General features: G+C 62.7%; 21 protein-coding genes and 1 pseudogene. 9 read left to right on the plus strand and 13 right to left on the minus strand.

From position 1 onward, the window contains the following. Positions 1–7 precede the first annotated feature (7 nt). The 4 genes from JQ628_RS16670 to JQ628_RS16685 are packed head-to-tail and all read left to right on the plus strand — an operon-like array spanning position 8 to position 3,356. Positions 8–1,042: an ABC transporter substrate-binding protein gene (locus tag JQ628_RS16670; RefSeq protein ID WP_212223811.1), complete on the plus strand. Its 1,035-nt coding sequence runs from the start codon at positions 8–10 to the stop codon at positions 1,040–1,042. Positions 1,043–1,054: 12 nt separating this feature from the next. Next, on the plus strand, positions 1,055–1,870 hold the full coding sequence (locus JQ628_RS16675) for an ABC transporter ATP-binding protein (protein ID WP_212223813.1): 816 nt from the start codon (positions 1,055–1,057) through the stop codon (positions 1,868–1,870). Further along, the gene (locus JQ628_RS16680; protein ID WP_212223815.1) at positions 1,867–2,718 is read left to right on the plus strand and encodes an ABC transporter permease; all 852 of its coding nucleotides are present in this window, start codon (positions 1,867–1,869) and stop codon (positions 2,716–2,718) included. Before JQ628_RS16675 ends, JQ628_RS16680 begins: the two co-directional genes overlap by 4 nt. Before the next feature lie 23 nt (positions 2,719–2,741). Continuing rightward, positions 2,742–3,356 carry a 2-hydroxychromene-2-carboxylate isomerase gene (locus tag JQ628_RS16685; protein WP_212223817.1) on the plus strand — a complete coding sequence of 205 codons (615 nt, stop codon included), beginning with the start codon at positions 2,742–2,744 and terminating at the stop codon, positions 3,354–3,356. An 8-nt stretch (positions 3,357–3,364) separates the two neighbouring features. Here the strand turns inward: JQ628_RS16685 and JQ628_RS16690 are convergent, their stop codons facing one another. Then, positions 3,365–3,928, minus strand: a complete 564-nt coding sequence (locus tag JQ628_RS16690; protein ID WP_212223819.1) for a helix-turn-helix domain-containing protein — start codon at positions 3,926–3,928, stop codon at positions 3,365–3,367. A 416-nt stretch (positions 3,929–4,344) separates the two neighbouring features. Between JQ628_RS16690 and JQ628_RS16695 the strand changes: the two genes are divergently transcribed. The 3 genes from JQ628_RS16695 to JQ628_RS16705 are packed head-to-tail and all read left to right on the plus strand — an operon-like array spanning position 4,345 to position 7,162. Further along, a complete protein-coding gene (locus tag JQ628_RS16695; RefSeq protein WP_212223821.1) occupies positions 4,345–5,670 on the plus strand; it encodes an MFS transporter in 1,326 nt (441 codons plus the stop codon). A 26-nt stretch (positions 5,671–5,696) separates the two neighbouring features. Further along, complete coding sequence (locus tag JQ628_RS16700; RefSeq protein WP_212223823.1) at positions 5,697–6,212, plus strand: MOSC domain-containing protein; 516 nt, start codon at positions 5,697–5,699, stop codon at positions 6,210–6,212. Continuing rightward, a complete protein-coding gene (locus JQ628_RS16705) occupies positions 6,212–7,162 on the plus strand; it encodes a PDR/VanB family oxidoreductase (RefSeq protein ID WP_212223825.1) in 951 nt (316 codons plus the stop codon). The genes JQ628_RS16700 and JQ628_RS16705 overlap by 1 nt, the downstream gene beginning before the upstream one ends. Here JQ628_RS16705 and JQ628_RS16710 read toward each other — a convergent pair. The 4 genes from JQ628_RS16710 to JQ628_RS16725 all read right to left on the minus strand — a co-directional run bounded on the left by JQ628_RS16710 (position 7,159) and on the right by JQ628_RS16725 (position 11,371). After that, positions 7,159–7,782, minus strand: a complete 624-nt coding sequence (locus JQ628_RS16710; protein WP_349628073.1) for a pyridoxamine 5'-phosphate oxidase family protein — start codon at positions 7,780–7,782, stop codon at positions 7,159–7,161. The two genes, JQ628_RS16705 and JQ628_RS16710, sit on opposite strands and share 4 nt — an antisense overlap. 691 nt (positions 7,783–8,473) lie before the next feature. Further along, positions 8,474–9,484, minus strand: a complete 1,011-nt coding sequence (locus tag JQ628_RS16715) for a quinone oxidoreductase family protein (RefSeq protein ID WP_212223829.1) — start codon at positions 9,482–9,484, stop codon at positions 8,474–8,476. Between the two features lie 17 nt (positions 9,485–9,501). Next, positions 9,502–10,413 carry a 3-keto-5-aminohexanoate cleavage protein gene (locus JQ628_RS16720; protein ID WP_212223831.1) on the minus strand — a complete coding sequence of 304 codons (912 nt, stop codon included), beginning with the start codon at positions 10,411–10,413 and terminating at the stop codon, positions 9,502–9,504. 37 nt (positions 10,414–10,450) lie between these two features. Then, positions 10,451–11,371: a dioxygenase gene (locus JQ628_RS16725; protein WP_249127974.1), complete on the minus strand. Its 921-nt coding sequence runs from the start codon at positions 11,369–11,371 to the stop codon at positions 10,451–10,453. Positions 11,372–11,483: 112 nt separating this feature from the next. Here JQ628_RS16725 and JQ628_RS16730 point away from each other — a divergent pair, with 112 nt between their 5' ends. Then, a complete protein-coding gene (locus JQ628_RS16730) occupies positions 11,484–12,536 on the plus strand; it encodes a LacI family DNA-binding transcriptional regulator (RefSeq protein WP_349628074.1) in 1,053 nt (350 codons plus the stop codon). Between the two features lie 11 nt (positions 12,537–12,547). On the opposite strand, the gene JQ628_RS16735 is transcribed toward JQ628_RS16730, so the two are convergent. From JQ628_RS16735 to JQ628_RS16760, 6 genes are read right to left on the minus strand one after another with little or no spacing between them, the layout of a single operon-like run. Continuing rightward, entirely contained in the window at positions 12,548–13,912 is a 1,365-nt protein-coding gene (locus JQ628_RS16735) for an amidohydrolase family protein (RefSeq protein ID WP_212223833.1), read from the minus strand. Further along, entirely contained in the window at positions 13,913–15,295 is a 1,383-nt protein-coding gene (locus tag JQ628_RS16740) for an amidohydrolase family protein (RefSeq protein ID WP_212223835.1), read from the minus strand. It lies immediately after the preceding gene. Positions 15,296–15,301: 6 nt separating this feature from the next. After that, complete coding sequence (locus JQ628_RS16745) at positions 15,302–16,675, minus strand: amidohydrolase family protein (protein WP_212223837.1); 1,374 nt, start codon at positions 16,673–16,675, stop codon at positions 15,302–15,304. A gap of 14 nt (positions 16,676–16,689) precedes the next feature. Continuing rightward, the gene (locus JQ628_RS16750; RefSeq protein WP_212223839.1) at positions 16,690–17,514 is read right to left on the minus strand and encodes an ABC transporter permease; all 825 of its coding nucleotides are present in this window, start codon (positions 17,512–17,514) and stop codon (positions 16,690–16,692) included. Between the two features lie 9 nt (positions 17,515–17,523). Next, positions 17,524–18,324: an ABC transporter ATP-binding protein gene (locus JQ628_RS16755; protein WP_212223841.1), complete on the minus strand. Its 801-nt coding sequence runs from the start codon at positions 18,322–18,324 to the stop codon at positions 17,524–17,526. 40 nt (positions 18,325–18,364) lie between these two features. Beyond that, on the minus strand, positions 18,365–19,399 hold the full coding sequence (locus JQ628_RS16760) for an ABC transporter substrate-binding protein (protein ID WP_212223843.1): 1,035 nt from the start codon (positions 19,397–19,399) through the stop codon (positions 18,365–18,367). 702 nt (positions 19,400–20,101) lie between these two features. Here JQ628_RS16760 and JQ628_RS34960 point away from each other — a divergent pair. After that, a pseudogene (locus JQ628_RS34960) lies at positions 20,102–20,434 on the plus strand (DUF7380 domain-containing protein); the annotation flags it as partial. Positions 20,435–20,581: 147 nt separating this feature from the next. On the opposite strand, the gene JQ628_RS16765 reads toward JQ628_RS34960, so the two are convergent. Next, positions 20,582–21,145 carry a gamma carbonic anhydrase family protein gene (locus JQ628_RS16765; RefSeq protein WP_212223845.1) on the minus strand — a complete coding sequence of 188 codons (564 nt, stop codon included), beginning with the start codon at positions 21,143–21,145 and terminating at the stop codon, positions 20,582–20,584. 10 nt (positions 21,146–21,155) lie between these two features. Further along, complete coding sequence (locus tag JQ628_RS16770; protein WP_212223847.1) at positions 21,156–21,548, minus strand: nuclear transport factor 2 family protein; 393 nt, start codon at positions 21,546–21,548, stop codon at positions 21,156–21,158. Between the last annotated feature and the right edge of the window lie 2 nt (positions 21,549–21,550).

A 21,550-nucleotide genomic window follows, 5' to 3' on the forward strand; every position in this document is an offset into this window, starting at 1 on the left:
TGATGCCATGCCCGACCACGCTTTTTCTCCCGACCGCCGCCAGTTTCTCGGTCTCTCGATCGGAGGCGCACTCACCACTGTGCTTGCCGCACCGGCCTACGCTGCGTCCTTTGACTACGGCATCGCCAGCATCGATCCGATCTACACGGCGGCGTATGTGGCGCTGAAGAAGGGCTTCTTCGGCAACTCGGCGAGCATCAACTATGTCAACACGCAGAGCGGCCCGCGCGGCAAGCAGTTGCTCGCTGCCAAGCAGATCGGCTGCTCGACCTCCGGCTCGAACGACTCGGTCGCGCTGTCGCTCGCCGGCAAGCAGTCGGTGCTGGTCTACACGTTCGACGTACGCGTTCCCTTTGCGAACATCATGATCAACAAGGAGGTCTACGACTCCGGCATCAACTCGCTGGAGAAACTCGGCGGCCGCTCGGTCGGTATCACGGCGCCGCAATCGGCGACCTGGCTGATGGCGGTCTATATGGCGGAGCGCGCCGGCCTCAAGGACAAGGTCAACATCCGCCCGCTCGGCGACTTCGCCACCATGATGGGAGCGGTGAAGACCAAGAGCGTGGACGCCTGCATGGCCACCTACGCGATGCTGGAAAAGGGCAAAGAGGAAGGCTGGGGCGTCCCGCTGTTCGAGATCGTCGATGCGGCGGCCTGGGAGAAAGTGTTCGGCGGCCCGGTTCCCGGCGCCACGGCCTACGTTCTCGCCGATACGATCGCGGAGCGGCCGGACGATGTTCAGGCGCTCGTCAGCGGCCTTTGCAAGGGCACCGACTTCATCTTCGCAAACTCCTCGGAAGATGTCGCGGATCTGATCCTCGCCGACTATTTGACGGGCTTCTCCAAGGCATCCGTGGTCTCCGCAATCTCCACCTTCAAGAAGGTGTGGAGCAAGGACAACATGATCATGCCCGAGACCTATGCGCGGCTCGCGAGCATCATGTCCGACCGTCAATACCCCGCGGCGGAAATGGCGACGGCGACCTACGAGAAGAACGTCGACATGAAATTCGTCCGCAAGGCCCGCGGTCTCGCCTGACGAGGACTGGCCATGCGGTCGATGATCGAACTTAGCGGCATCAGTAAATCCTATGGCACTGGCGCCACGCGCGTGCCCGCGATCGGCAATGTGAGCTTCTCGGTTGCCGCGGGGGAGTTTGTTTCGATCGTCGGTCCTTCCGGTTGCGGCAAGTCGACGATCCTCAACATGATTGCCGGCTTCCTTCCCCCGACGTCCGGCACGCTCTCGGTCGACGGCATCCCCGTTGCGGCGGGAAGCGTGCCGCAGGGGCTCGGATATATCTTCCAGAAGGACACGGTGCTGCCCTGGCTCACCGTCGGCGACAACATCGGGCTCGGGCTGCGCTACCGGCATGAGCAGAAGCTGCGGATCGAGCGCAAGGTCGCGGATCTGCTCGCGATGGCCGGCCTCTCCGGCTACGAGAAGCTCTATCCGCACCAGCTCTCGGGCGGCATGCGCCAGCGCGTCGCGTTGCTGATGACGCTCGCCTGCGACCCGGCCGTATTGCTGCTCGACGAGCCGTTCGGCGCGCTCGACACCCACACCAAGATCGTCCTGCACAAGGAGCTTTTGGATATCTGGCGCCGCCTCAAGCAGACCATCGTGATGGTGACGCACGACCTCGACGAGGCCGTGACGCTCTCCGACCGCGTGATTGTGCTCTCGGCCCCGCCGAGCCGCCTGATACTCGACCACCGGGTGTCCATTCCTCACCCGCGCGACGTCTTCTCGGTGCGCGAGCAGGAGGCCTTTGCCGGCAACGTTCGCGCCGTCTGGCATGTGCTTGGCGACGAATTCAGGCGCAACCAGGCGTTCGACCGTATCGTGACCGGGAGCGCGGCATGACGGACGCAGTAGTGGCAGCTCCCGCACAACCCAGCCCCCGCGCCAGACTTCCGTGGCGGCGGATTGGCATCATCGCCGCGCAGCTTGCCCTGCTCGGCATAATTCTCGCGATCTGGCAGATCTGCACGGGCATCGCCTGGTTCCGCACGAATACGTTCCTCGATCCGTTCTTCATCAGCCGCCCGAGCCTGGTGATCCAGAAGCTTTATGACTGGACGGTCGGCGCGCAACGCGGCTTCCTCTGGCCACATCTCGTCTCGACGGTCGGTGCGACGCTGCTCGGACTAGTGGTCGCAGTCATCACCGGCTTCTTTGCCGGCCTCGGGCTCAGTCAAAACCGCGCACTCGCAGCAGTATTCAACCCATTCATCGTCGCACTCAACTCGCTGCCGCGCATCGCGATGGTGCCGCTCATCACGATGATCTTCGGACTGGGCCTTGTTTCGAAGGTCGTGACCGCGTGGTTCATCGTGTTCTTCCTGATATTCTTCAATGCCTTCAAGGGCGGCGTGAACATCGAGCAGCACCTGATCAATTTCTGCCGTACGCTCGGCGGCTCCAACCGGCAGATCATGTTCACGGTGCGTATTCCCAACTCGCTCGCATGGACCTTCGCGGCGCTGCCGAATGCCGTCTCGTTCTCGCTGATCGGCGTGGTGATCTCCGAGTTCGTTGGTTCGACGACCGGCATGGGCTATCTGATCGTCACCTCGCTTGGGACAATGAATGCGACCGACATGTTCGCCACCATCACGGTGCTGGGCGTGATCGGTCTCGTTCTGGTGAGCGTCATTGGCGTGGTGGAGCGCCGGCTACTGCACTGGTCGCCGGAATTCCGCAGGACCTGATCACGTGGAGTGAGAGACTGGCGATGGCCAACGACAGGATCGTTTACTACTTCTGGACCATCTCGGACTGGGCCTATTTCGGGCAAGAGCGGCTCGAGGCGCTGGCGCGGAAGTACAACGTGGCGATCGATTATCGCCCGGTCGACTTGCCGAAAGTCTATGCACGGACAGGCGGCATCCTGCTCGGCCAACGTTCGAAGCAGCGGCAGGACTATCGTATCGCCGAGCTCAAGCGCTGGAGGAAGCGCCTCAGTATTCCGCTCAACATCGAGCCAAAATATTTTCCCGTGAACCAGGATGCTTCGTCACGCCTCATCGTCGCGGCCAAGCTTGCTGGACTGCCACTCGGAAATCTCACCTTCACGATCATGCGCGGCATGTGGGCCGACGAGGTCGACATCTCGGACGAAGCGACATTGCGCAAGATCGCGGCGCCGCACGTACCTGATGTCGACGCGCTGCTCGCAGCTTCGAAGACGCCGGAAGTGCAGGCTGAATATGATCGCTACACCGATCAGGCACCGGCCGACGGTGTATTCGGCTCACCGTTCTATCTCTATGGCGGCGACATCCTGTGGGGACAGGACCGGCTCGAGTTCCTCGAGGAGCTTCTGGCCGAGAAGCAGGGCAAGGGATAGCGATGCGGTCAGCGCTCGGAGGCTGGAAGCGCTACGACGAGCAATACCTCCGCGCGGTGCCGGCCGAGACTGCGCACCTCGTGCGGCGTCTCGCCGGAGAAATACAGGCAGTCTCCCTTCGCGAGCCGCAGGTCCTCGCCGTCGAGCTTGATCGAGATCGCGCCGCTGACTACGAACAGCATCTCCTCGCCGGCATGCGATACCCGTGGCGCGGATTTGAGCGGCGGCTTGATGAGGAACGGTTCCATCATCTTGCGTGCGCGACTCGCCGCCAGCGCCAGCAAATGGAACCCGTCCTCTTCAACGCCAGCTGCGCGCTCATTCTGCCGGAACAGCGTGTAGCGCGCGGCCGGGGCGGCGTGTGGATCGAACAGATGGGTCACGCTCACGTCGAGCGCCTTGGCAATCCGCAGCAGCGCCGCGACGGACGGTGTTTTCAGCCCGCGCTCGACCAGCGAGATATAGCCACGCGTCAACTCGCTCCGGCCTGCAAGCTGGTCGAGCGTCAGCCCCTTGGCGGTGCGCAGTTGGCGCAGATTGAAGCCGACCGCTCCCTTGCTCACATCAAGCACATGCGTCCTCCCTCACCTCGCCCCGTGGTGGCGCGAAACGCAGGCGCGCGCAACCGCGAATTCGATCTGGCCGGAACATTCTGGCGCCACGGCAGCGGCGCAGTGTGTATTCTATAAGTAAATACCATGCATCTATTTCCGGCGGTACGCGCTAACAAAAAATGCAAATCGGGTTTTCTACGCGGCATTCTGACATCAGTATAGGCATATCTACTGCCTGCCGCTTTCCGCGCCGATGCCTGCACCTCACTTGAGCTTGATTGCTCTCAGTAAACATGGTCGGCTTACGGTCGACCTTCAGGAGCGTGGAAACCACGTCGTCGTACGTCGGTTTCGAGCCGGCACCACCGCGAAGGCAATCGGACAACGCCCGGAGGGGCGGCGTTCGCCGCGTCAATTTTCTCGGAGGAGCAAACATGACAATTGCTGAAGGAGTCGCCGGTCCCTTACCGATCGTGAACGTTACGGCGGATTCGTCAAGCCTGCGCCGTATCGTGTGGTCAAGCGTTATTGGCACTGCGGTCGAATGGTACGACTTCCTGATCTACGGCGCCGCGACCGCGCTCGTGTTCAACAAGATCTTCTTCGCGTCAGGAAACTCCACGGCCGCGACCATCGCAGCATTCGGCACATACGGCGTCGGCTTCTTCGCCCGGCCGCTCGGTGCGGCGATCTTCGGCCACTTCGGAGACCGTGTCGGCCGCAAGGCGATGCTGGCGATCACCATCATGGTGATGGGGCTCGGGACATTCCTGATCGGCCTCCTGCCGACATACGAGCAGATTGGCGTTGCCGCTCCAGTGCTGCTTGTCGTGCTACGGTTCCTGCAAGGCATCGGTCTCGGTGGCGAATGGGGCGGCGCCGTCCTAATGGTCGTGGAGAACGCCCCGGTCGAGAAGCGCGGCATGTTCGGCAGCATGGTCCAGGTCGGCAATCCGATCGGCAACCTCGCAGCGATCGGCATGTTCGCCCTGGTATCGCAGCTCGGCGATGCGAGCTTCATCACCTGGGGGTGGCGCATCCCGTTCCTGATCTCGATCCTGCTGGTTGGCGTCGGGCTCTACATCCGGATGCGCATGGAGGAGACGCCGGCATTCCGCGAAGTCAAGGCGGCAAATCAGGTTGCGAAGCTCCCGGTCGCCGAGGTGTTCAAGTATCACCGCAAGCCCTTCTTCATTGCGGTCGGCCTCAAGATCTCGGAGATCGCCTACGCGAGCATCGGCGGCGTGTTCGTGATGTCGTATGCGACGCAACAGCTTGGCCTCTCGCGCAGCCTCGTCCTGAACGGTGCTTTCATTGCGTCCTGCGTCGCGCTGTTCGCCATCCCGCTGTTCGGCTGGCTATCGGACAAGGTCGGGCGCAAGACCATGTGCTACGCAAGCTGCCTGTTCTCGATCGCATTCGCGTTCCCGCTGTTCTGGCTGCTCGACACCAAGAATCCGGCGATCGTCATCCTCGCCATCGTGGCGGCGATCACGTTCGGCCAGATGGTAATGTTCGGCATCGGCGCCCCCTGGTACTCGGAGTTGTTCTCCGCGCGCCTGCGCTACAGCGGTGCCTCACTGGGATTCCAGGTCGGCGCCGCACTGAGCGGCGGTCTAACGCCCTTGATCGCCGCCTCGCTGATGGCGTGGGCCGGCGGCCTTACCTGGCCGGTGTCGGTCTATCTCATCGTCTGCGCACTCATCACGGCGACTGCCGCCTTCGCGGCGCCAGAAACCGCCAATAAGGAGATATCGTGATGCGCGGACGCGGTGGGAACTGAACCATGCTCGACACTGCAACAGTCGACCGGGCGTCGACCTTCGCTCCTACGTGGAGCGGCGTGATCCGCCATCTACACATTACGCCGCGTGCTTTCCTGCCCATGCGCTCGATGCCGGAGCTCAACCTGGTTGCAGGCAAGGGCATCGAAGGCGACCGTTACATGATCGGCCGCGAGGAAGGCTACTATTCCAGCAAGCCGGAAGAAGGCCGGCAAGTCACGCTGTTCGAGATCGAGACACTGATCGCGCTCAAACGTGACGCCGGCATCGACCTCGGACCGGAGGAGCATCGGCGCAACGTCACGACCGAAGGCGCGCCCCTCACTCATCTCGTCGGCAAGCAGTTCTGGCTCGGCCAGGTGCTGCTGGAGGCGACGCGTCTCTCCATTCCGTGCCGCCATATCGAAGAGGTGACCGGCAAGTCGATCTTCGATCCGCTGATCAATCGCTCCGGGCTCAACTGCAAGATCCTGAAAGGCGGGACGATCCGCGTCGGCGACGCGGTGCGGAACGCCTGATGGCCGGCCTGCCTGTCCGCGGCATCAAGACCGTCGTCGAGGCCATCGAGGATGGTGGCCCCGGCATCAAGGTGTACACCTTGTGCGATCCGGACCGTTGGGAGCTTCCTCCCTTCAAGCCGGGCGCGCATATCGACATATATTTGCCTGGTGGCCTCGTCCGCACCTACTCGCTCTGCAACGATCCGGCGGACGACAAGCGCTATGTCGTAGCGGTCAAGCGTGAGGCGGACGGCCGAGGCGGATCAATCGCCTTCCACGACGGGGTAAAAGCCGGAGACACACTCGTCGTGTCGCTGCCGCGCGGCGGCTTGCGCATTGACGGAGCGCATCATGTCACGTTCGTGGCGGGTGGAATCGGCGTTACGCCGTTCCTGTCGGCTGCTGATTACCTAGCGCGACGCGGCGGAGATTTCACGCTGCATATCATTGCGCGCGGCGAACCACCGCTCGCAGCCATGCTCGCGCCGCATCGTGCGAGCGGCCATGCGATCATCCACGATACCCGCGTCTCTGCCCGCCCCACGCTTGACGCATTGATCGACACCGCACCGCAGAGCGCAATGCTTGCGTGCTGCGGGCCGCTCGACATGCTCGATGCCTTCGAGCGGGCAACGCAAGGATGGCCGGCCGAGCGGGTACACGTCGAGCGTTTCGTCGCGCCGGCGCTGCCTATCGACCCCGAGGCCAGGCCCTTTCAGCTTGTGCTCGCACGCTCGCAGCGCGAGATCGAGGTGAGGCTCGGCCAGAGCATGCTCGACGCGCTGCTAAAGGCCGGCATCGACATTCCGGCCTCGTGCTGCGGCGGCATCTGTGGCGCATGCCGCATCGACTGGCTGGAAGGCACGCCTGTACACCGCGATCGCGTGCTTTCGCCGGCCGAGCGAGCACGCAGCCTCATGGCTTGCGTAGCGGGCTCTGCGGAAGAGCGGCTGGTCGTGGATCTCTAGTAGAGCCCGCGCTCGGCCATCACCTGTGTCTGCCGCTCGTTCTCTTCGCGCGTCAGTCCTCCGACGTGGTCGAGCAGCATTTCGGGATAGCTCGGCAAGATCGCACGGTCGATGTGCTTCGCCGGGTTCCAGAGTTCGGAGCGCACGAGCGCCTTGGCGCAGTGCAAGAATGCCTCCTCGACCGTCACGATCAGTCCAATCTTGGGTGCGTGGTTCTGCATGGCGCTTGGCGTCAGCAGCCGTGCGTCGTCCGTGATGCGCGCGGTACCATTGATGCGCAGCGTCTCGTTCATGCCGGGCACAAGGAAGAGAATTCCGATGCGCGGATTGACCAGCAGATTCGACATCGCGTCGAGGCGATTGTTGCCGACCCGGTCGGGCACAAGAAGTGTGCGCGTATCGAGGATGCGAACGAAGCCGGGCGGGTCCCCACGCGGCGAGACGTCGGCGCCGCCCGGTCCCTGGGTGGAAACCACACAGAACGGCGACAGTTCGATGATCCGCCGGCAATGGGCATCGATCGCTCGCAACACCTTGTCGGTCGCACGGCTCATCGGCGCATGATGGCGCGCTCGCAAGGCGGTCTCGTCTGTGATGAAAGTTGTATCGCCAGGCAGCACAACGCCCTCACTCGTTTTCGCGGCTTGAAGAAAGCACGAAGCGTGCCAGTCGCTCAATCACTGGGATTCCAGGTTAATTTCGTCATCGAAAGCTTGGAACCTTAGAGGACTGGGATCGTTCCAGCCAACAACCCAGACATCTTGGCTGACACTCGGAATGTCAGCTCTGGGTCCACGGGCGGAAAAGCTCAGCTGAGCAGATCACTTCCGCTTCTCATCCGATGTAAACCCTCTTCGAGTGATGGCGCGTCGGCCTTCCGTTAGAACCGGCCAATCGACTGACGACCGCGGCCGCACAAGTTTCGCACCAGAAAGGGCTTGAACAAACCAGAACGAATGCAATCAATTTCAAACGAAAGCTCAGCAAAATCAACAAAGCTGATCGATATTCCGCCGCTCATAACGGTCTGGTTGCAGGTTCGAGTCCTGCCGGGCCCGCCAGCAAATCAATTCCTTGCCGCGTTTTCGTTTTAACCGCCGCTGGGGTACCGCACCAGAAACGGCTCGTTTCATGCCTCATCGCTTTAGGTTCTACGCTCCTCAAACTACCGCTCGACATGCGATAGCGCTACGGTTTTCCGTAACAATCGTAGATTCGACTGCGATATCGCAGAAAAGGCACAACGGCGGTTTGCACTCCTGCCGCGTAGAGAAATGTAAGCATGAAGGATAACGATCGTCGAATGCGCGATCAGGCCGCCGGCTTGAGGATCACACGGTCGCGCGTGCCGTTGCTCACGACAGCATAGGCGCGCGCAGCATCGGTCAGCGCGTAGACCGCGTGCGGCACTATCGGAAACGGCCGCAGACGGCCGCTGGCAAATCCGCCCGAAACCTTGCGCAGAGTCTCTCCGCTTTCGATCGAGGACATCGCGAGCGTGTCGATCCCGACATAAGTGTGCCGGCCGCGATAGAATTCGAGGATGTTGAACTGCACGATGCGATCGATCGCTGCAATCAGGATCTGCCGTCCCGCCAGCGCAAGCGACTTGTGAGCGTCCTGAAAATAGGGATCACCGACCGTATTGAAGACGATGTCGGCACCTTTCCCGCCGGTGAGTTCGCGCACGCGCTTGGCAATATCCATGCCCTGCGCATTGATCATCTCGACCGGCGCGGCCGCATAGCCGTCGTAACGGTCACTGCGCGCCACACCGATCACCCGCGCGCCGCGAAGCGCAGCAAGCTGCGCTGCCGCCTGGCCGACCTTGCCGTTGACGCCCATGATCAGCACGGTCTCGGATGCCGCAGGCTCGCCGGCGCGGCGATAGCCTTCGATCGCGGTGACAAAGGGAACGCCGATCGCGGCCGCTTCGTCCATGGAGATATTATTTGGCTTCTCCACCAGCGCCGCAGCTTCCACCGCGAGATGGGTCGCATGCGTCCCGTCGCGGCGGATGCCGAGATCGCCGGACGTTCCGAACACCTGCTTGCCGAGCCATTGCGACGGCCCGTCGACCACGATGCCGGCGAAGTCGCGCCCGGGCGTGCGGGGGAATACCGCATAGGGCATCAGCCCGGTTGCCGCCTTGACGTCGGAGGGATTGACGCCGGCCGCCCGCACCTCGACGACCGCATCGTCCGCGCCGCGCCGGAGTACGCGCTGCTCGAGCACAGACACGACCGATGCCGTATCGACCGCCTTGGCATTGAGCCGCACGCACGTTGCCTCGAACGCCGCAGTGGTCCTCACCTTTGTCATGCAGGTCCCTTGCTCCCTTAGGCGGCGCGCGAGCCGGCGAGCCGCTGCGGCAGGCCGACGATGTCACGCGCCTCGCGCGGCGAGGCGATCTGGCCGCCGAGATCTTCGACGATCCGCCGGGCCTTCTCCACCATCGCCGCGTTCGACGGCGCGAGCTCGCCCTTCGACAAATAGACGGCATCCTCCAGCCCGACGCGGACATGGCCGCCGGCGAGATAGGATTGCGCCACCGCGGTGAACGCCACCTTACCGATGCCGATCGCCGTGAACTCGGCGCCCGGCGGCAGCATGTCGCGCGCATAGAGCACAGTCTCGGGCGACGGCTGAAAGCCGTAGCGCACGCCCATCACGAACGAACAGAGCGGCGGACCTTCGAGGCTACCGTCGCGCAACAGGTCGTGCATAAGCGCGATATCGCCGGAATCGAACAATTCGACCTCCGGCTTGACGCCGGCCTCGCGCATCACCTTGGCCATGCGACGAACGTTGCCGGGCGTATTGATCACCACCTCCTTGCCGGAGTTCATGGTGTTGAGGTCGATGGTGCAGATTTCGGGCTTCAGCACTGCGATGTGCTCGACCCGCTTCTCCGGCACCATCAGCGTCGTGCCGGGCGCCGCCACCCGCGGCTCGTCCGGCGACGGCACGAAACGGCCACCAGGTCCGGTCGTGATGTTGAGTATCAGTTGCGTGTTCCTGGCACGGATGTGCTCGACCACGTCGCGGTAGTAACTGAGCTCCATCGATGGCTTGCCGGTGCCGGGTTCCCGCACGTGGATATGCACGATCGCAGCGCCCGCCTCCGCCGCGCCGAGGCAGGCGTCAGCGATCTCTTTCGGCGTGATCGGCAAATGCGGCGTCTGCTCTGGCGTGGTGAGATTGCCGGTGACGGCGCAGGTGATGAAAATCTTGTCGCGTGGTTCACGCATGGGGTCCTCCTCGAGGGCCCGAAAAGGGCCGCAGGATTCATTTGATCGGCGGCACCGGAAGCTTGGCTTCGCCCGCTGCCATCACGAAGGCCGCATCGAGCGTGAACCACGGCGTTTTGACATCGGCCGCAGGCGGCGTGCCGCTGTCGTGCCTGCGGAATTCGCCGACAAGGGCGCGCGTCACACCGAACACGACGTCGGATTCCAGGTTCTCGTCATCGTCAACGAATATCTGCGTGACCAGCGTCTTGAAGCCCGACCTGTAGATCAGGAAATGCAGATGCGCCGGCCGATACGGATGGCGCTTCTGCGCACGCAGCATGTCGCCGACCGGTCCCTCGGTGGGCACAGGATAGCCGGCCGGCTTGACGGAGCGGAAACCGAAGCGGCCCTCGGCATCCGTCGTGAACTTGCCGCGCAGGTTCATGTCGGCCTGACCGTCATCCTGGTTCTCGTAGAGCCCGACCGGCGAGGACTGCCAGACATCGACTTCGGCGCACGCAACCGGCTTGCCGCCGGTGTCGCGCACCACCGCGGACACGAACAGTTCGGGCCCCGGCGTCGGCGAGCGCACGATCGAGCCGCCGCTTGCCGTGCGCGGCGAGTTCATGCGCCAGAACGGCCCGAGCAGCGCAGACGCGGTTTCGCTTGCGCCGCCGGCGCCATTATTCAGCAGGCAAACCAGCGTGGAGAAGCCGATCGCGTCGGCGAACAGGATTCCCTCATTGTGGGAATCATGGGTAGCCTGCCCGATCCGGTTCACGAAATCGATGCCGATGTCGTACTCCGCCTCGGTCAACTTCACCTCCCGCGCAAAGGCGTGCATGTGGCGGACGAAGGCGGCGGCAACCTCGCGCAGCCGAGGATTTGGGGTGTCCTGCATGGTGGCGAGCACCACCGGCGTCACCTCGTCGGCTGAGCCGATGATGCCGGAACGCTGATTTGCTTTCTGGTGCATGGCAACTGGCCCTTTACGGCAACTTCTTTATAATGTGCAATCGATTGCATAGGTTGATTTCGACTATGCCGCTTCGCGTCTTCCGTAGGGCGCGAAAACACAAGGACGACAGGTGAAGCTGAAGGCGCCAGCCACGCTCAAACAGATCGCAGCGCTTGCGGGCGTGCACACCTCCACGGTGTCGCGGGCGCTCGATCCGGAGAAGCGCCACCTGGTCGCCGAAGACGTCGCCCAGCGCGTCGCCGAGCTCGCGCGGTCGCTCGCCTACCGGCCGAACCGCGTCGCTACCACGCTGAAGACCGGCCGCTCCCGCCTGATCGGCGTGCTGTTGCCCGACATTGCCAACCCCGTGTTCGCGCCGATCCTGAGCGGCATTGCAGAAGCGCTCGCCACCGACGGCTACGCACCGATCGTAGTCGATGCCGGCAACGACGCCTCGCGCCAGTTCGCGTTCGTCGAGAACCTGCTGGTGCAGCGCGTCGAGGGGCTGATCCTCGCGACCGTGTCGTCGGAGGATGACGTGGTGGCGCATTGCGTGCGCCGCGGCCTGCCGGTGGTGCTGGTCAACCGCTCCGAATTCCGCAACCGCGTCTCCTCGGTCGTCTCCGACGACGAACGCGGCATGCTGATCGCGGTCGATCATCTGACTTCGCTCGGCCACCGCCAGATCGGCCATATCGCGGGCCCGCGTAACACCTCGACCGGCGTGCTGCGCAAGGAAGGTTTTGCCAAGGCGATGGCGCGTCATGGGTTGAAAGGCCCGACCGAGGAGGCCGAGCGCTTCACGCGCGACTGCGGCCTTGCGCCGGCGCGCGCGCTGATCCGGAAGGCCAAGCGTCTCACGGCGGTCGTCGCCGCCAACGATCTGCTTGCGCTCGGCGTTCTCGACGCCCTGCACGAAATGAACCTGCGCTGCCCTGATGACATCTCCGTGGTCGGCCATAACGACATGCCGCTGGTCGACCTGATCTCGCCGCCGCTCACCACCGTCCGTATCGAACACCGCGCCATGGGGCGCGAGGCCGCCGGCCTGCTGCTGAAAGAGCTCGGCGCCAGGAAGACTGCGAGCAGCCGGCTGGTGCTTGAGCCGCAACTGATCGTGCGCGGCTCGACCAAAGCGATCGCCGCCGTTGCCACCGCCGGCCGTCAGCCAAGCCGGGTCTAGCGCCGTCGTAATCATCGCCTGACACCCGCGGCAAACGGCAACGCATAGCCGGCCTCGTCCGACAGTCGCTGCACCGACTCGATCAGGCGTGCGCCGAGTTCGCGCCGCTTCGCCGGATCAAACAGCAACTCGCCGCCGCGCTTGCGCACGATGCCGTCGACGATCACGGTATCGACATTGCCGCCATGCGACTGCTCCACCACGGAGTAGACGGGGTCATGCACCGGGAACAGGTTCAGGTCGTTCGACCGTAACATGATGATGTCGGCCTTCATTCCGGGCTTCAACGCGCCGATCTCGCGCTCCATCATCAGCCCCTTGGCGCCCGCGGTCGTCACCCACCGCAGCGCCTCGAGCGACGGCACCATCGGCTTGAACAGCCCGCGCTTGAGGTTCTCGATCCGCGCGAACAGAAGCGCGGCCTGCATCTCGCGCCAGAGATCGCCCGCGATCATCGCCTCGACGTCGACACCGATCGACGGCGTCGCGCCCAGCGCCAGCACGTTCATCATGGCGGTCGGATGCGGATAGTCGTGCAGCTCGTTCATGTTGGTGCAGGTCACCGAGCAGCCGGCATCAAGCAGGCGCTTCAGTTCGTCAGTCGCCAAATGATTGCAGTGAACGAGGTTGTGGTCGGGACCAAGCAGGCCCATCGATGCCAGGCGGTCGTAGCCGTCGGGCACGATGGCGTTCTTGCTCGCCTTCGTGACATGCGACGAGGCGATCAGGCCGAGATCGCGCGCCAGTTTCACGTTGTGCAGCGAGGCGTCCCAGTCGGCCCAATGCGGCCCGGCGATGCCGAGCCCGAGCTTCACCCTGCCTCCTTGCGCAAACCGGCTCTTGACCAGCGCCTCGACGCGATCGCGTGGATGCGGCCGTGAAGCCGGAAACTGCCCGGGCTTTGCCGGCTCGCGCAAGCCGTCACCGTGGGTGTAGAGCGCCCGGATGCCGGATTCGATCAATGCATCCACCGAGCGCTCGGCCTGCGCCAGCGAGCGGATGTTGTGGGAATAGTCGAGCAGCGTCGTGACGCCGCTGTTGAGCTGGTTGAGCGCGCCGAACAGCGTTCCCAGGTAATTATCCTCCGGCAGGTAGCGCGTCGCGATGTCGCCGTAGAAGATCCTGAAATAGTCGGGGCCGAGCCACTCCGAGCCGGCCGCGCGGAAACCGGCCTGGAAGGTGTGCAGGTGCATGTTGATCAGCCCGGGCATCACGATCATGTCCGAGGCGTCGATCACCTCGTCGGTGCCTTGCGGAAGTCCGGCGTCGATCGCAGCGATCCGGTCGCCTTCGATGAGGAGATCGACATTGGCGCGCTGGCCGATTTGATCGTCCATCGAGATCAGCCGGCCGCATCGGATGAGAGTGCGCTTCATTCAGGCGGCCTTTCCAAATGGCCGGTAGCCGATTTCGCCCATCAGCCGTTCGGCGGAAGAAACCAGCTCTTCCTTGCGACGCCGCAGCACGTCGGCAGGGAATGTCAGCTTGCCGTCACGCTTGCGCACGACGCCGTCAATCACGACTGTATCGACATTGCCCTGATTGGCTTGCTCCACAATCGCCAGCACCGGATCATGAACCGGGAAGAGATTGAGGTCGCTGCCGTCGAGCAGCACGATGTCGGCCTTTTTGCCAGGAGTCAGCGAGCCGATTCGGCTTTCGAGACCGAGCGCGCGGGCGCCACCAAGGGTGGCCCAGGCAAGCGCCTCTCGCGAGCGGATCGGCACCACGCGGAACGGCTCCTTGCCGTCGCGCGCGTTTTCACGCTGGCAGACGGCCAGCGCATGCAATAGCGCGACCTGCATCTCACGGAACATCTCACCCGAGACGCGCGGCTCGACATCGACGCCGAGCGCCGGCATGTGGCCGAGCGCCCGCACCCGGTTCACCAACGGATCGGCGGCATAGCCCTTCAACTCAGTCTGCACCGAGGAGCACACGCTGACGCCGAAGTCGAGCAGACGCTTCAACTCCTCGTCGGAGAGATAATTACCGTGAACGATGGTGTGGTCGGAGCCAAGCAAACCGTCGTCCATCAGCTGCCGATAGCCTTGGGGCGCTATCGCCAGTTCGCTGCGCTTGGTGGCATGCGACGACGAGCGCAGCCCCATCTCGCGCGCAAGGCCGATATTGATGCGGTTGGGCTCGATCTCCGACCAATGCGGCCCGGATACCGCGAGCGCCATGGTGACCCGCGCATCGTCGCTGGAAAGCCGTTCTTTTCGGAACAGCTCGACCCGGTCGCGCGGATTGATCCGCCGCTCGAACGGGTCGACCTCCTCAAGGTCCGGCGGCAGCTTGCCCGCGCCCAGCGAGAACACCGCGCGAATGCCGGAATCCTGCAATGCATCCAGCGAACGCTCGGCCTGCTCGGTGGACGTGATGTTGTGGCAGAAATCGTTGAGAGTGGTGACGCCACCGTCGATATGGTTCAGCGCCCCGACCAGATTGCCGAGATAATTGTCCTCGGGACGATAGCGCGTCGCCATCCCGCCATGCAGGTAGGTGAAGTAGTCGGTGTGCGCCCACTCGCTTCCGATGGCGCGCAGGCCCGTCTGCCAGGTGTGCAGATGCGCATCGACAAGGCCGGGCATCGCGATCATGTCAGGGCCGCCCAGCGCGGCATCATGGTCGCCGCCAAGATCGCGGCCGACCGCGACGATCCTGTCACCCTCGATCAGGATCCGACCGCCCTTGATGTCCCCGATCGCGGGGTCCATCGAGACGATCCAGCCGCACTCGATCAACGTCCGCGTCATGGCTGGCTACGCCGCCTTAAGCGCGAAGTCGCCCTCGCGCATGATACGCTCGACTGAGGCGATGAGCTCGGCGCGGCGCTGCTCGAGCACCGCCTCGGGAAAAATCCGCTTGCCGTGCCGCTTCCTGATGACGCCGTCGATGATCACGGTGTCGACATTGCCGGCATGCGCTTGATCAGTGATCGATAGCAAGGGGTCATGCACCGGGAAGAGATTAAGGTCGGTAGCTCGGAGCATGACGATGTCGGCTTTCTTGCCGGGGGTCAGCGATCCGATCTGATCCTCGAGACCGATGGCGCGGGCATTGCCGATCGTTGCCCAGGCCAGAGCCTCCCGCGACTTGATCGGAATGGTCTGCGGCGGCGGATTGCCGGCCGCGGCGTTGTCGCGAAGCGAGGCCCAGCGCGCATGCAACAGCGCCCCCTGCATCTCGCGGAACATCTCGCCGGTAACGATCGGCTCGACATCGATACCGATCGACGGCATGCCGCCAAATTTGCGCACCCGGAGCGTGACGGGTTCGGCGACGTGTCCGTGCAGTTCGGTGAGAACGGTCGCGGTAAAGGACGCACCGGATTCGACCAAAAGCTTTAGCTCCTCATCGTCGATGTAGTTGCCGTGCACGAGATTGTGGTCGGGACCGATCAGGCCCGCCTTGGCAAGTTTGGTGTAGCCGCCCGGCGCGATCTGGTCGGCCGGTTTGCGCGTGGCGTGCGATGTGGACAACAGATTCAGTTCGCGCGCGAGGCGGATGTCCTGCTCTGCGACCTCGTAGGTCCCCCAGTGCGGGCCGAGGATCGCCATCGCCAGCGTAACCAGACGATCGTCGCTGGCAAAGCGGCCGTTGCGCAGCGCCTCGATGCGGTCGCGGGGATGCGGGATATGGGTATACGGTAATTCGCCCGGCTTGGTCGGCGGCTTCGCCGTACCATGGGCGAACACGGCTCGAATGCCTGACTCTTCAAGTCCATCGACCGACCGCTCGGCATGTTCGAGCGAGGTCAGGTTGTGGCACCAGTCGAGGATGGTTGTGACGCCGCCGTCGATCTGGCCGAGCGAGCCGACGAGGTTGCCGAGATAATTGTCTTCAGGACCATAGCGCGTCGCGAGATTGGCGTGAATGTTTCGATGATAATCCGGACCCAGCCATTCCGAGCCGATGGCGCGAAGCCCGGCCTGCCAGGTGTGGATATGGGCATCGATCAGGCCCGGCATCACGATCATGTCGCGCGCATCGATCGCCTCATCGACCTCGGCTTGAAGGCTCTTGCCAACCGCCGCAATCTTGTTGCCTTCGATCAGGACCTGCGCATCGCGGAAGTCGCCAATGGCGTCGTCCATGGTGACAAGCCAGCCGCACTCGATCAGGGTCCGTTTCATCATTTGCTCCAGCATTATCTCGCACGCCAGCGGTCAACGATATTTCCGATGCGATCCTGCGCCTTGGTCAGGGCGATGCCCATCACGGCGAGCAGCAGAAGGATCGCGAACACCTGCCCCGTCTCCAGCACCTGCCCTGCAAGCTGAAGCTTGGCGCCAAGGCCGTAACGCGCAGTCTGCATCTCGGCGGCGACCACCAGGATGATGGAGATGCCGAGCGCCAGCCGCAGGCCACCGAAGATCGCCGGCACCGCCGCAGGCAGCACCACTTTGCGTTGGATTTGCAGCTGCGTGGCGCCGAGATCACGCGCGGCGAGGATGAGGCCTTCATCGCATTGGCGCACGCCGATGATGGTGTTGATCAGGATCGGAAAGATGCATCCGAGCGCGGACAACGCGATCTGGAAGGCGTTGCCCGTTCCGAGCCAGATCACCAACAGCGGCAGCAGCGCGATTTTCGGCACCGGGTAGATCGCGGCGATGAAGATGTCGCAAATCGCGTAGATCCGCCGCGACATGCCCATCAGCAGGCCAAGCCCGATGCCGATGATGGCTGCCAGGACAAAGCCGCCGAAGATACGGTACAATGTCACCACGAGGTCGTAGGCGAGTTGCTTGTAGGCGAAGAGTTCATAAAGCGTCACGACCACGAGCGACGGACGCGGCAGGAACACTTCCGGTACATTGCCGACGCGGACGCCGACTTCCCAGAACACGAGGAAGAGCGCCATCGCGACCGGGCCATACCACCAGGTGTCGTCGCGCAGGCGGACCTCCGCCTTCTGCATCGATTTTGAGGTTTCGGCCTCGGCGCGGGCTGATTGTTCGACCTGAGTCATCTCGGCGCCTCAGCTCAACATCGACTTGCGCACTTCGTCGCGCAGCAGCCCGTAGATTTCGGAGAACAGGTCGCCGAATGCCTTTTCCTTCTGCACCTCGAAGCTGCGCGGACGCGGCAGGTCGATGTCGAGGGTAGCCGCAATCTTGCCCGGCCGCGCCGTCATCACCACCACGCGGTCGCCGAGGAAGATCGCTTCCTCGATCGAGTGCGTGATCAGGATGACGGTCTTGGCGCTCCTCTCGACCAGTTCGGCCAGCTGTTCCTGGAGGTAAAGCCGCGTCTGCGCGTCGAGCGCGCCGAAGGGCTCGTCGAGGAACAGGATGTCGGGCGACATCACGATGCCGCGCGCGAGCCCCACGCGCTGCTTCATGCCGCCGGAAAGCTGGCCCGGATAATGCTGCTCGAATCCGGCGAGATCGACCGCCTTGATCGCGGAGATCGCGCGCTCGCGCCGCTCAGCGACCGGCACGCCCTGCAGTTCGAGACCGAATGCGACATTGTCGATGACGGTTCGCCACGGCAGCAGGTTGAAGGACTGCCAGACGGTCGCCATTCGCGGGGCGGCACCCGCGGTCAGCTTGCCCGATCCGTTGCCATAGAGGAAACGCACCTTGCCGTCGGTCGCCTCGACGAGACCGCGCATGATCAACAGCAATGTCGATTTGCCGCAGCCGGATGGGCCGACGATCGACGTCACTTTCCCGGCCGGGAATTGCGCCGACACGTCATTCAGCGCCACGGTCGGCGAGCGGTTCTTGCTGAGGAACCGGTGCGACAGTCCCTCGATGGAAATGGCCTCAAACTGCATCGCTTGGCGGACTCCAGAAAATCCCGGCCGATGAAGCGGATTACTTGAACGGGTTCTTCTCGGACAGCCGCTGCCAGGCCTCCTTAATCGCACGATCATCGAAGATTTCGTTCTCCGGCACGGCCTTGGCCAGGAGATCGGTGCGCTCGCGCCAGAACTTCTGTTGCGCCACGATCGAGGGCATGTTCGGAATGCCGTCGGGGTTCATGTAGGTCCAGCGCGGCCGCGTCTCGTCGATCACCTGCGTGGTCAGGCCGGTGTTCTCGGCGATGATCTTCAACACTTCCGGGTTACCGGATTTTGCGGCATCCATGAATTCGATGTTGGCTTGCATGATCGCCATCGAGAAGCGAACTGCGGCGGAATGCTGCTCGCGCAGGAATTTTCGGCTCGCGACCGAACATGCGAGCACGAAATCGGGAGCAAGCTCGTCGCTCCAGGTCGCGACCTTGCCGATTCCCTTGCTCTGCGCGGCATAGGCGCCGGGCAGCGGCAAATTCATGATGTCGAGCCGGTTCTGCTGCATCAACGGCAGGCTGACCTGGGGCGTCAGCCCCCATTGCCACTCCGCATCATCGACCTTGAGGCCGGCCCGCTCGAGGCCGACGGTGTGCAGATAATGCGCGACGCTGCCGCGCGAGGAGATGCCGATCTTGGCGCCCTTGGCGAATTTGTAGCCGTCGACGTTGCGGAAACCTTTCTCCCACATCTGGTTGGACACGAGGATAGCGTTGGAACCCCAGCCCGGCGCTTCGCGCCCACGCTCGAAAAACAGGCGGAGATTCGTGCCCTTGGCCATCAGGTTGAAGAGACCCGCACTCAGCGTGGCACCGGTGATGTCGAGTTCCCCCGCAGCCAGCGCCGGCATCGACAACGAGCCGTCAACATGGCTCGTGGGCACGACCTCGACCTTCAGCTTGTTGAAGTAGCCCTTGGCCTGCGCGATGTAATAGGGCCCCGCGGAAATGTAAGGCGCATAACCCATCCGGATGCGCACCGGCTCCATGAAGTCGGACTGCGCGATCACATAAGGAGCGTGGAAGACGCCCGCGGCTGCCGCCGCAGAGCCAGCCAAGAATCGACGTCGACTGAGCGCAGTCATGTTACCCCCTATTCGAATTTACCGGCTTGCAAACGATTGCAACCACACCTCTATAATCCTGTCAACCGGGACGCCGTCAGGTAGCCGCATCAGATCGTATGCGCCACAACTCACTCGCGTCCCATGACTGCTCAGGGTTGCAAGCGAAGTCTCGATTCGAACAGATGATTTCCGATTCTCACGCGACGGCGGTAGCGCGCTGCCTGTTCGCCAAGGGCTGCAACCTTGGACCGCACCAGCTTCGCACCAGAAACGGCCTTGTCGAAACAGAACAAACGCGATCGGCGGCAATTTCGCATTGGGGCACAAAGCAAATCGCCTGCTTTGGCTGGTCGTCGCGGCCTTTCAGCCGGTCCAGAGCCTGCGAGCGGAACGTGCAGTTCGCCGCTGTTTAAAAGAGTCGGGTGCATATGAAACCAACTTCTCAACTCTCGTTCTCTTAGTCCGCCATGACAAACAGAGCGGAAGATGCGGAGATGACCCGACCGCCGTGAACGGATCTCAAGGTTCACCGGTCTGATTGAGAGCATCTTTGGCAGATCTTGTTGACCTCGATTTTGAAGCCCCGATCGTCGGATATCAGTCTGCCGACTGTGACGAACTGGGCCAACAGTTTCGGGCTGCGATAGATAGTGCCGTGTTCGATGGCAGTCCGGAAGGACTGCAACGCGTGTCTTCTGCATGCCGACGTCCGTGATGGGGATGCATCTGAAAGCTAAAGAGCCAAATGAGCCTTTCGGTCCAATGGTGGCCTGGGCTGACAGACGCAGGTTTGCGGTTCCTATCGATTTTAACGGGGAACCGCTTGATGTGCTTGCCGCAGATAGCGCCGCATGCGGAGCATCCAGTGCTGCGCGCACGGCTGCCGACGTGTGCTGGGCCGATATGAGTGCGCGCGAGTTCGTTGCCGACCTACGGAGGACGTCATTGAAAAGCGGTTATTGCACCAACTTAGCATGGTTGTTCATCGTTAGAACGACACAGGCGCATCGTGCCGAACGAGCATGAGCAATGGGTCCTCGGTCTTACAGTTCAATAGGGACTCCGGGAGACGATCCACGGAGACTGAGCTGGACTGGCCTCCTTGAGATCGCTCATCTCGCCGGCGCAATATGAAGCGGAACAGGCGCCGCAAGGCCCCCATCCTCGGGCTAGTCAGAATGGAGATAAAGCATTGAAAAATCTCGCGGCATTTCTTGCATAGTGAGGTGCCGTCGCAAGCAGCTCTTCTCGCTCCTGTTCCGTGAGTATGCGGCGCAGCTTCGCGGGTGCTCCTGTCCAGAGCTCTCCAGCAGCTATCCTCTTGCCTGCTGTAAGCAAACCTCCCGCGCCGAGAACGCCACCTGTCTCGATTATTGCTCCGTTCATGACGACGGCACCCATACCCACAAAGGCTTTGTCGTGCAGGCAACAGCCATGAATGATGCAGGCATGCCCAATAGTGACATCGTCGCCAATGATCGTGGAGAACTCGCCGGGATCAACGTGAACGATCGTTCCGTCCTGGATGTTCGTACGTTTTCCTATCTGGATGAAATTGGCGTCCCCGCGCAGCACGCAGTGAAACCACACTCCGGATTCCGCGCCGACCCTCACGTCCCCTATGATCGCTGCGGTGGGTGCGATCCATGCCGTCGGATCGATCGTCGGCTCGGCATCGCCAAGCCGGAAAATCGGCGATCCTGGTTGAGCTGCCGTCCTTCGAAAATTCACGTTCATTATCGTATCCTCAAAGGTAGTAGCTCTTGTGAATGATCTTCCACTCACCCTGGCAGAGAGCGAGATTGAACAGATCCTGGCCGTCCATGGTCCGCGGGCCCATGACGAAGCTGAAGGCTACTCTTACGCTTGCAAGGTGGTCGACGATGCTGATCTCGATCTCCCGTGCCTTTTCCTCGGCATTGTCGTATTTGGCGTGGAGTGAACCGATCGATCCGACGAACTCATCGAGCGTGATCGTCTTGATCTCGTCGCCTTTGACGTAATAGTGCTGAATATTCGCCTTGGGGTGAAACGTTTCACGAAACGATTTCTCATCCCACGTTCTGACCGCCGTCAAATACTTCGAGATCACTTCCCCTACGGCCTGTTTCCTGTTTTCGATTGTTGCGCTTTCGCTCACGA

Source organism: Bradyrhizobium lablabi (assembly GCF_018129385.1).
In the GTDB taxonomy this organism is placed as follows: domain Bacteria; phylum Pseudomonadota; class Alphaproteobacteria; order Rhizobiales; family Xanthobacteraceae; genus Bradyrhizobium; species Bradyrhizobium lablabi_C.

What these genes read in the sequence shown, in the direction of transcription:
- JQ628_RS16670 (WP_212223811.1), top strand. Translation starts at nt 8, where the DNA reads ATGCCCGACCACGCTTTTTCTCCCGACCGCCGCCAGTTTCTCGGTCTC.
- JQ628_RS16715 (WP_212223829.1), bottom strand. Translation starts at nt 9,484, where the DNA reads ATGACAAAGGTGAGGACCACTGCGGCGTTCGAGGCAACGTGCGTGCGG.
- JQ628_RS16705 (WP_212223825.1), top strand. Translation starts at nt 6,212, where the DNA reads ATGGCCGGCCTGCCTGTCCGCGGCATCAAGACCGTCGTCGAGGCCATC.
- JQ628_RS16675 (WP_212223813.1), top strand. Translation starts at nt 1,055, where the DNA reads ATGCGGTCGATGATCGAACTTAGCGGCATCAGTAAATCCTATGGCACT.
- JQ628_RS16740 (WP_212223835.1), bottom strand. Translation starts at nt 15,295, where the DNA reads ATGACGCGGACGTTGATCGAGTGCGGCTGGATCGTCTCGATGGACCCC.
- JQ628_RS16735 (WP_212223833.1), bottom strand. Translation starts at nt 13,912, where the DNA reads ATGAAGCGCACTCTCATCCGATGCGGCCGGCTGATCTCGATGGACGAT.
- JQ628_RS16755 (WP_212223841.1), bottom strand. Translation starts at nt 18,324, where the DNA reads ATGCAGTTTGAGGCCATTTCCATCGAGGGACTGTCGCACCGGTTCCTC.
- JQ628_RS16720 (WP_212223831.1), bottom strand. Translation starts at nt 10,413, where the DNA reads ATGCGTGAACCACGCGACAAGATTTTCATCACCTGCGCCGTCACCGGC.
- JQ628_RS16765 (WP_212223845.1), bottom strand. Translation starts at nt 21,145, where the DNA reads ATGAACGTGAATTTTCGAAGGACGGCAGCTCAACCAGGATCGCCGATT.
- JQ628_RS16745 (WP_212223837.1), bottom strand. Translation starts at nt 16,675, where the DNA reads ATGAAACGGACCCTGATCGAGTGCGGCTGGCTTGTCACCATGGACGAC.
- JQ628_RS16725 (WP_249127974.1), bottom strand. Translation starts at nt 11,371, where the DNA reads ATGCACCAGAAAGCAAATCAGCGTTCCGGCATCATCGGCTCAGCCGAC.
- JQ628_RS16750 (WP_212223839.1), bottom strand. Translation starts at nt 17,514, where the DNA reads ATGACTCAGGTCGAACAATCAGCCCGCGCCGAGGCCGAAACCTCAAAA.
- JQ628_RS16700 (WP_212223823.1), top strand. Translation starts at nt 5,697, where the DNA reads ATGCTCGACACTGCAACAGTCGACCGGGCGTCGACCTTCGCTCCTACG.
- JQ628_RS16680 (WP_212223815.1), top strand. Translation starts at nt 1,867, where the DNA reads ATGACGGACGCAGTAGTGGCAGCTCCCGCACAACCCAGCCCCCGCGCC.
- JQ628_RS16685 (WP_212223817.1), top strand. Translation starts at nt 2,742, where the DNA reads ATGGCCAACGACAGGATCGTTTACTACTTCTGGACCATCTCGGACTGG.
- JQ628_RS16695 (WP_212223821.1), top strand. Translation starts at nt 4,345, where the DNA reads ATGACAATTGCTGAAGGAGTCGCCGGTCCCTTACCGATCGTGAACGTT.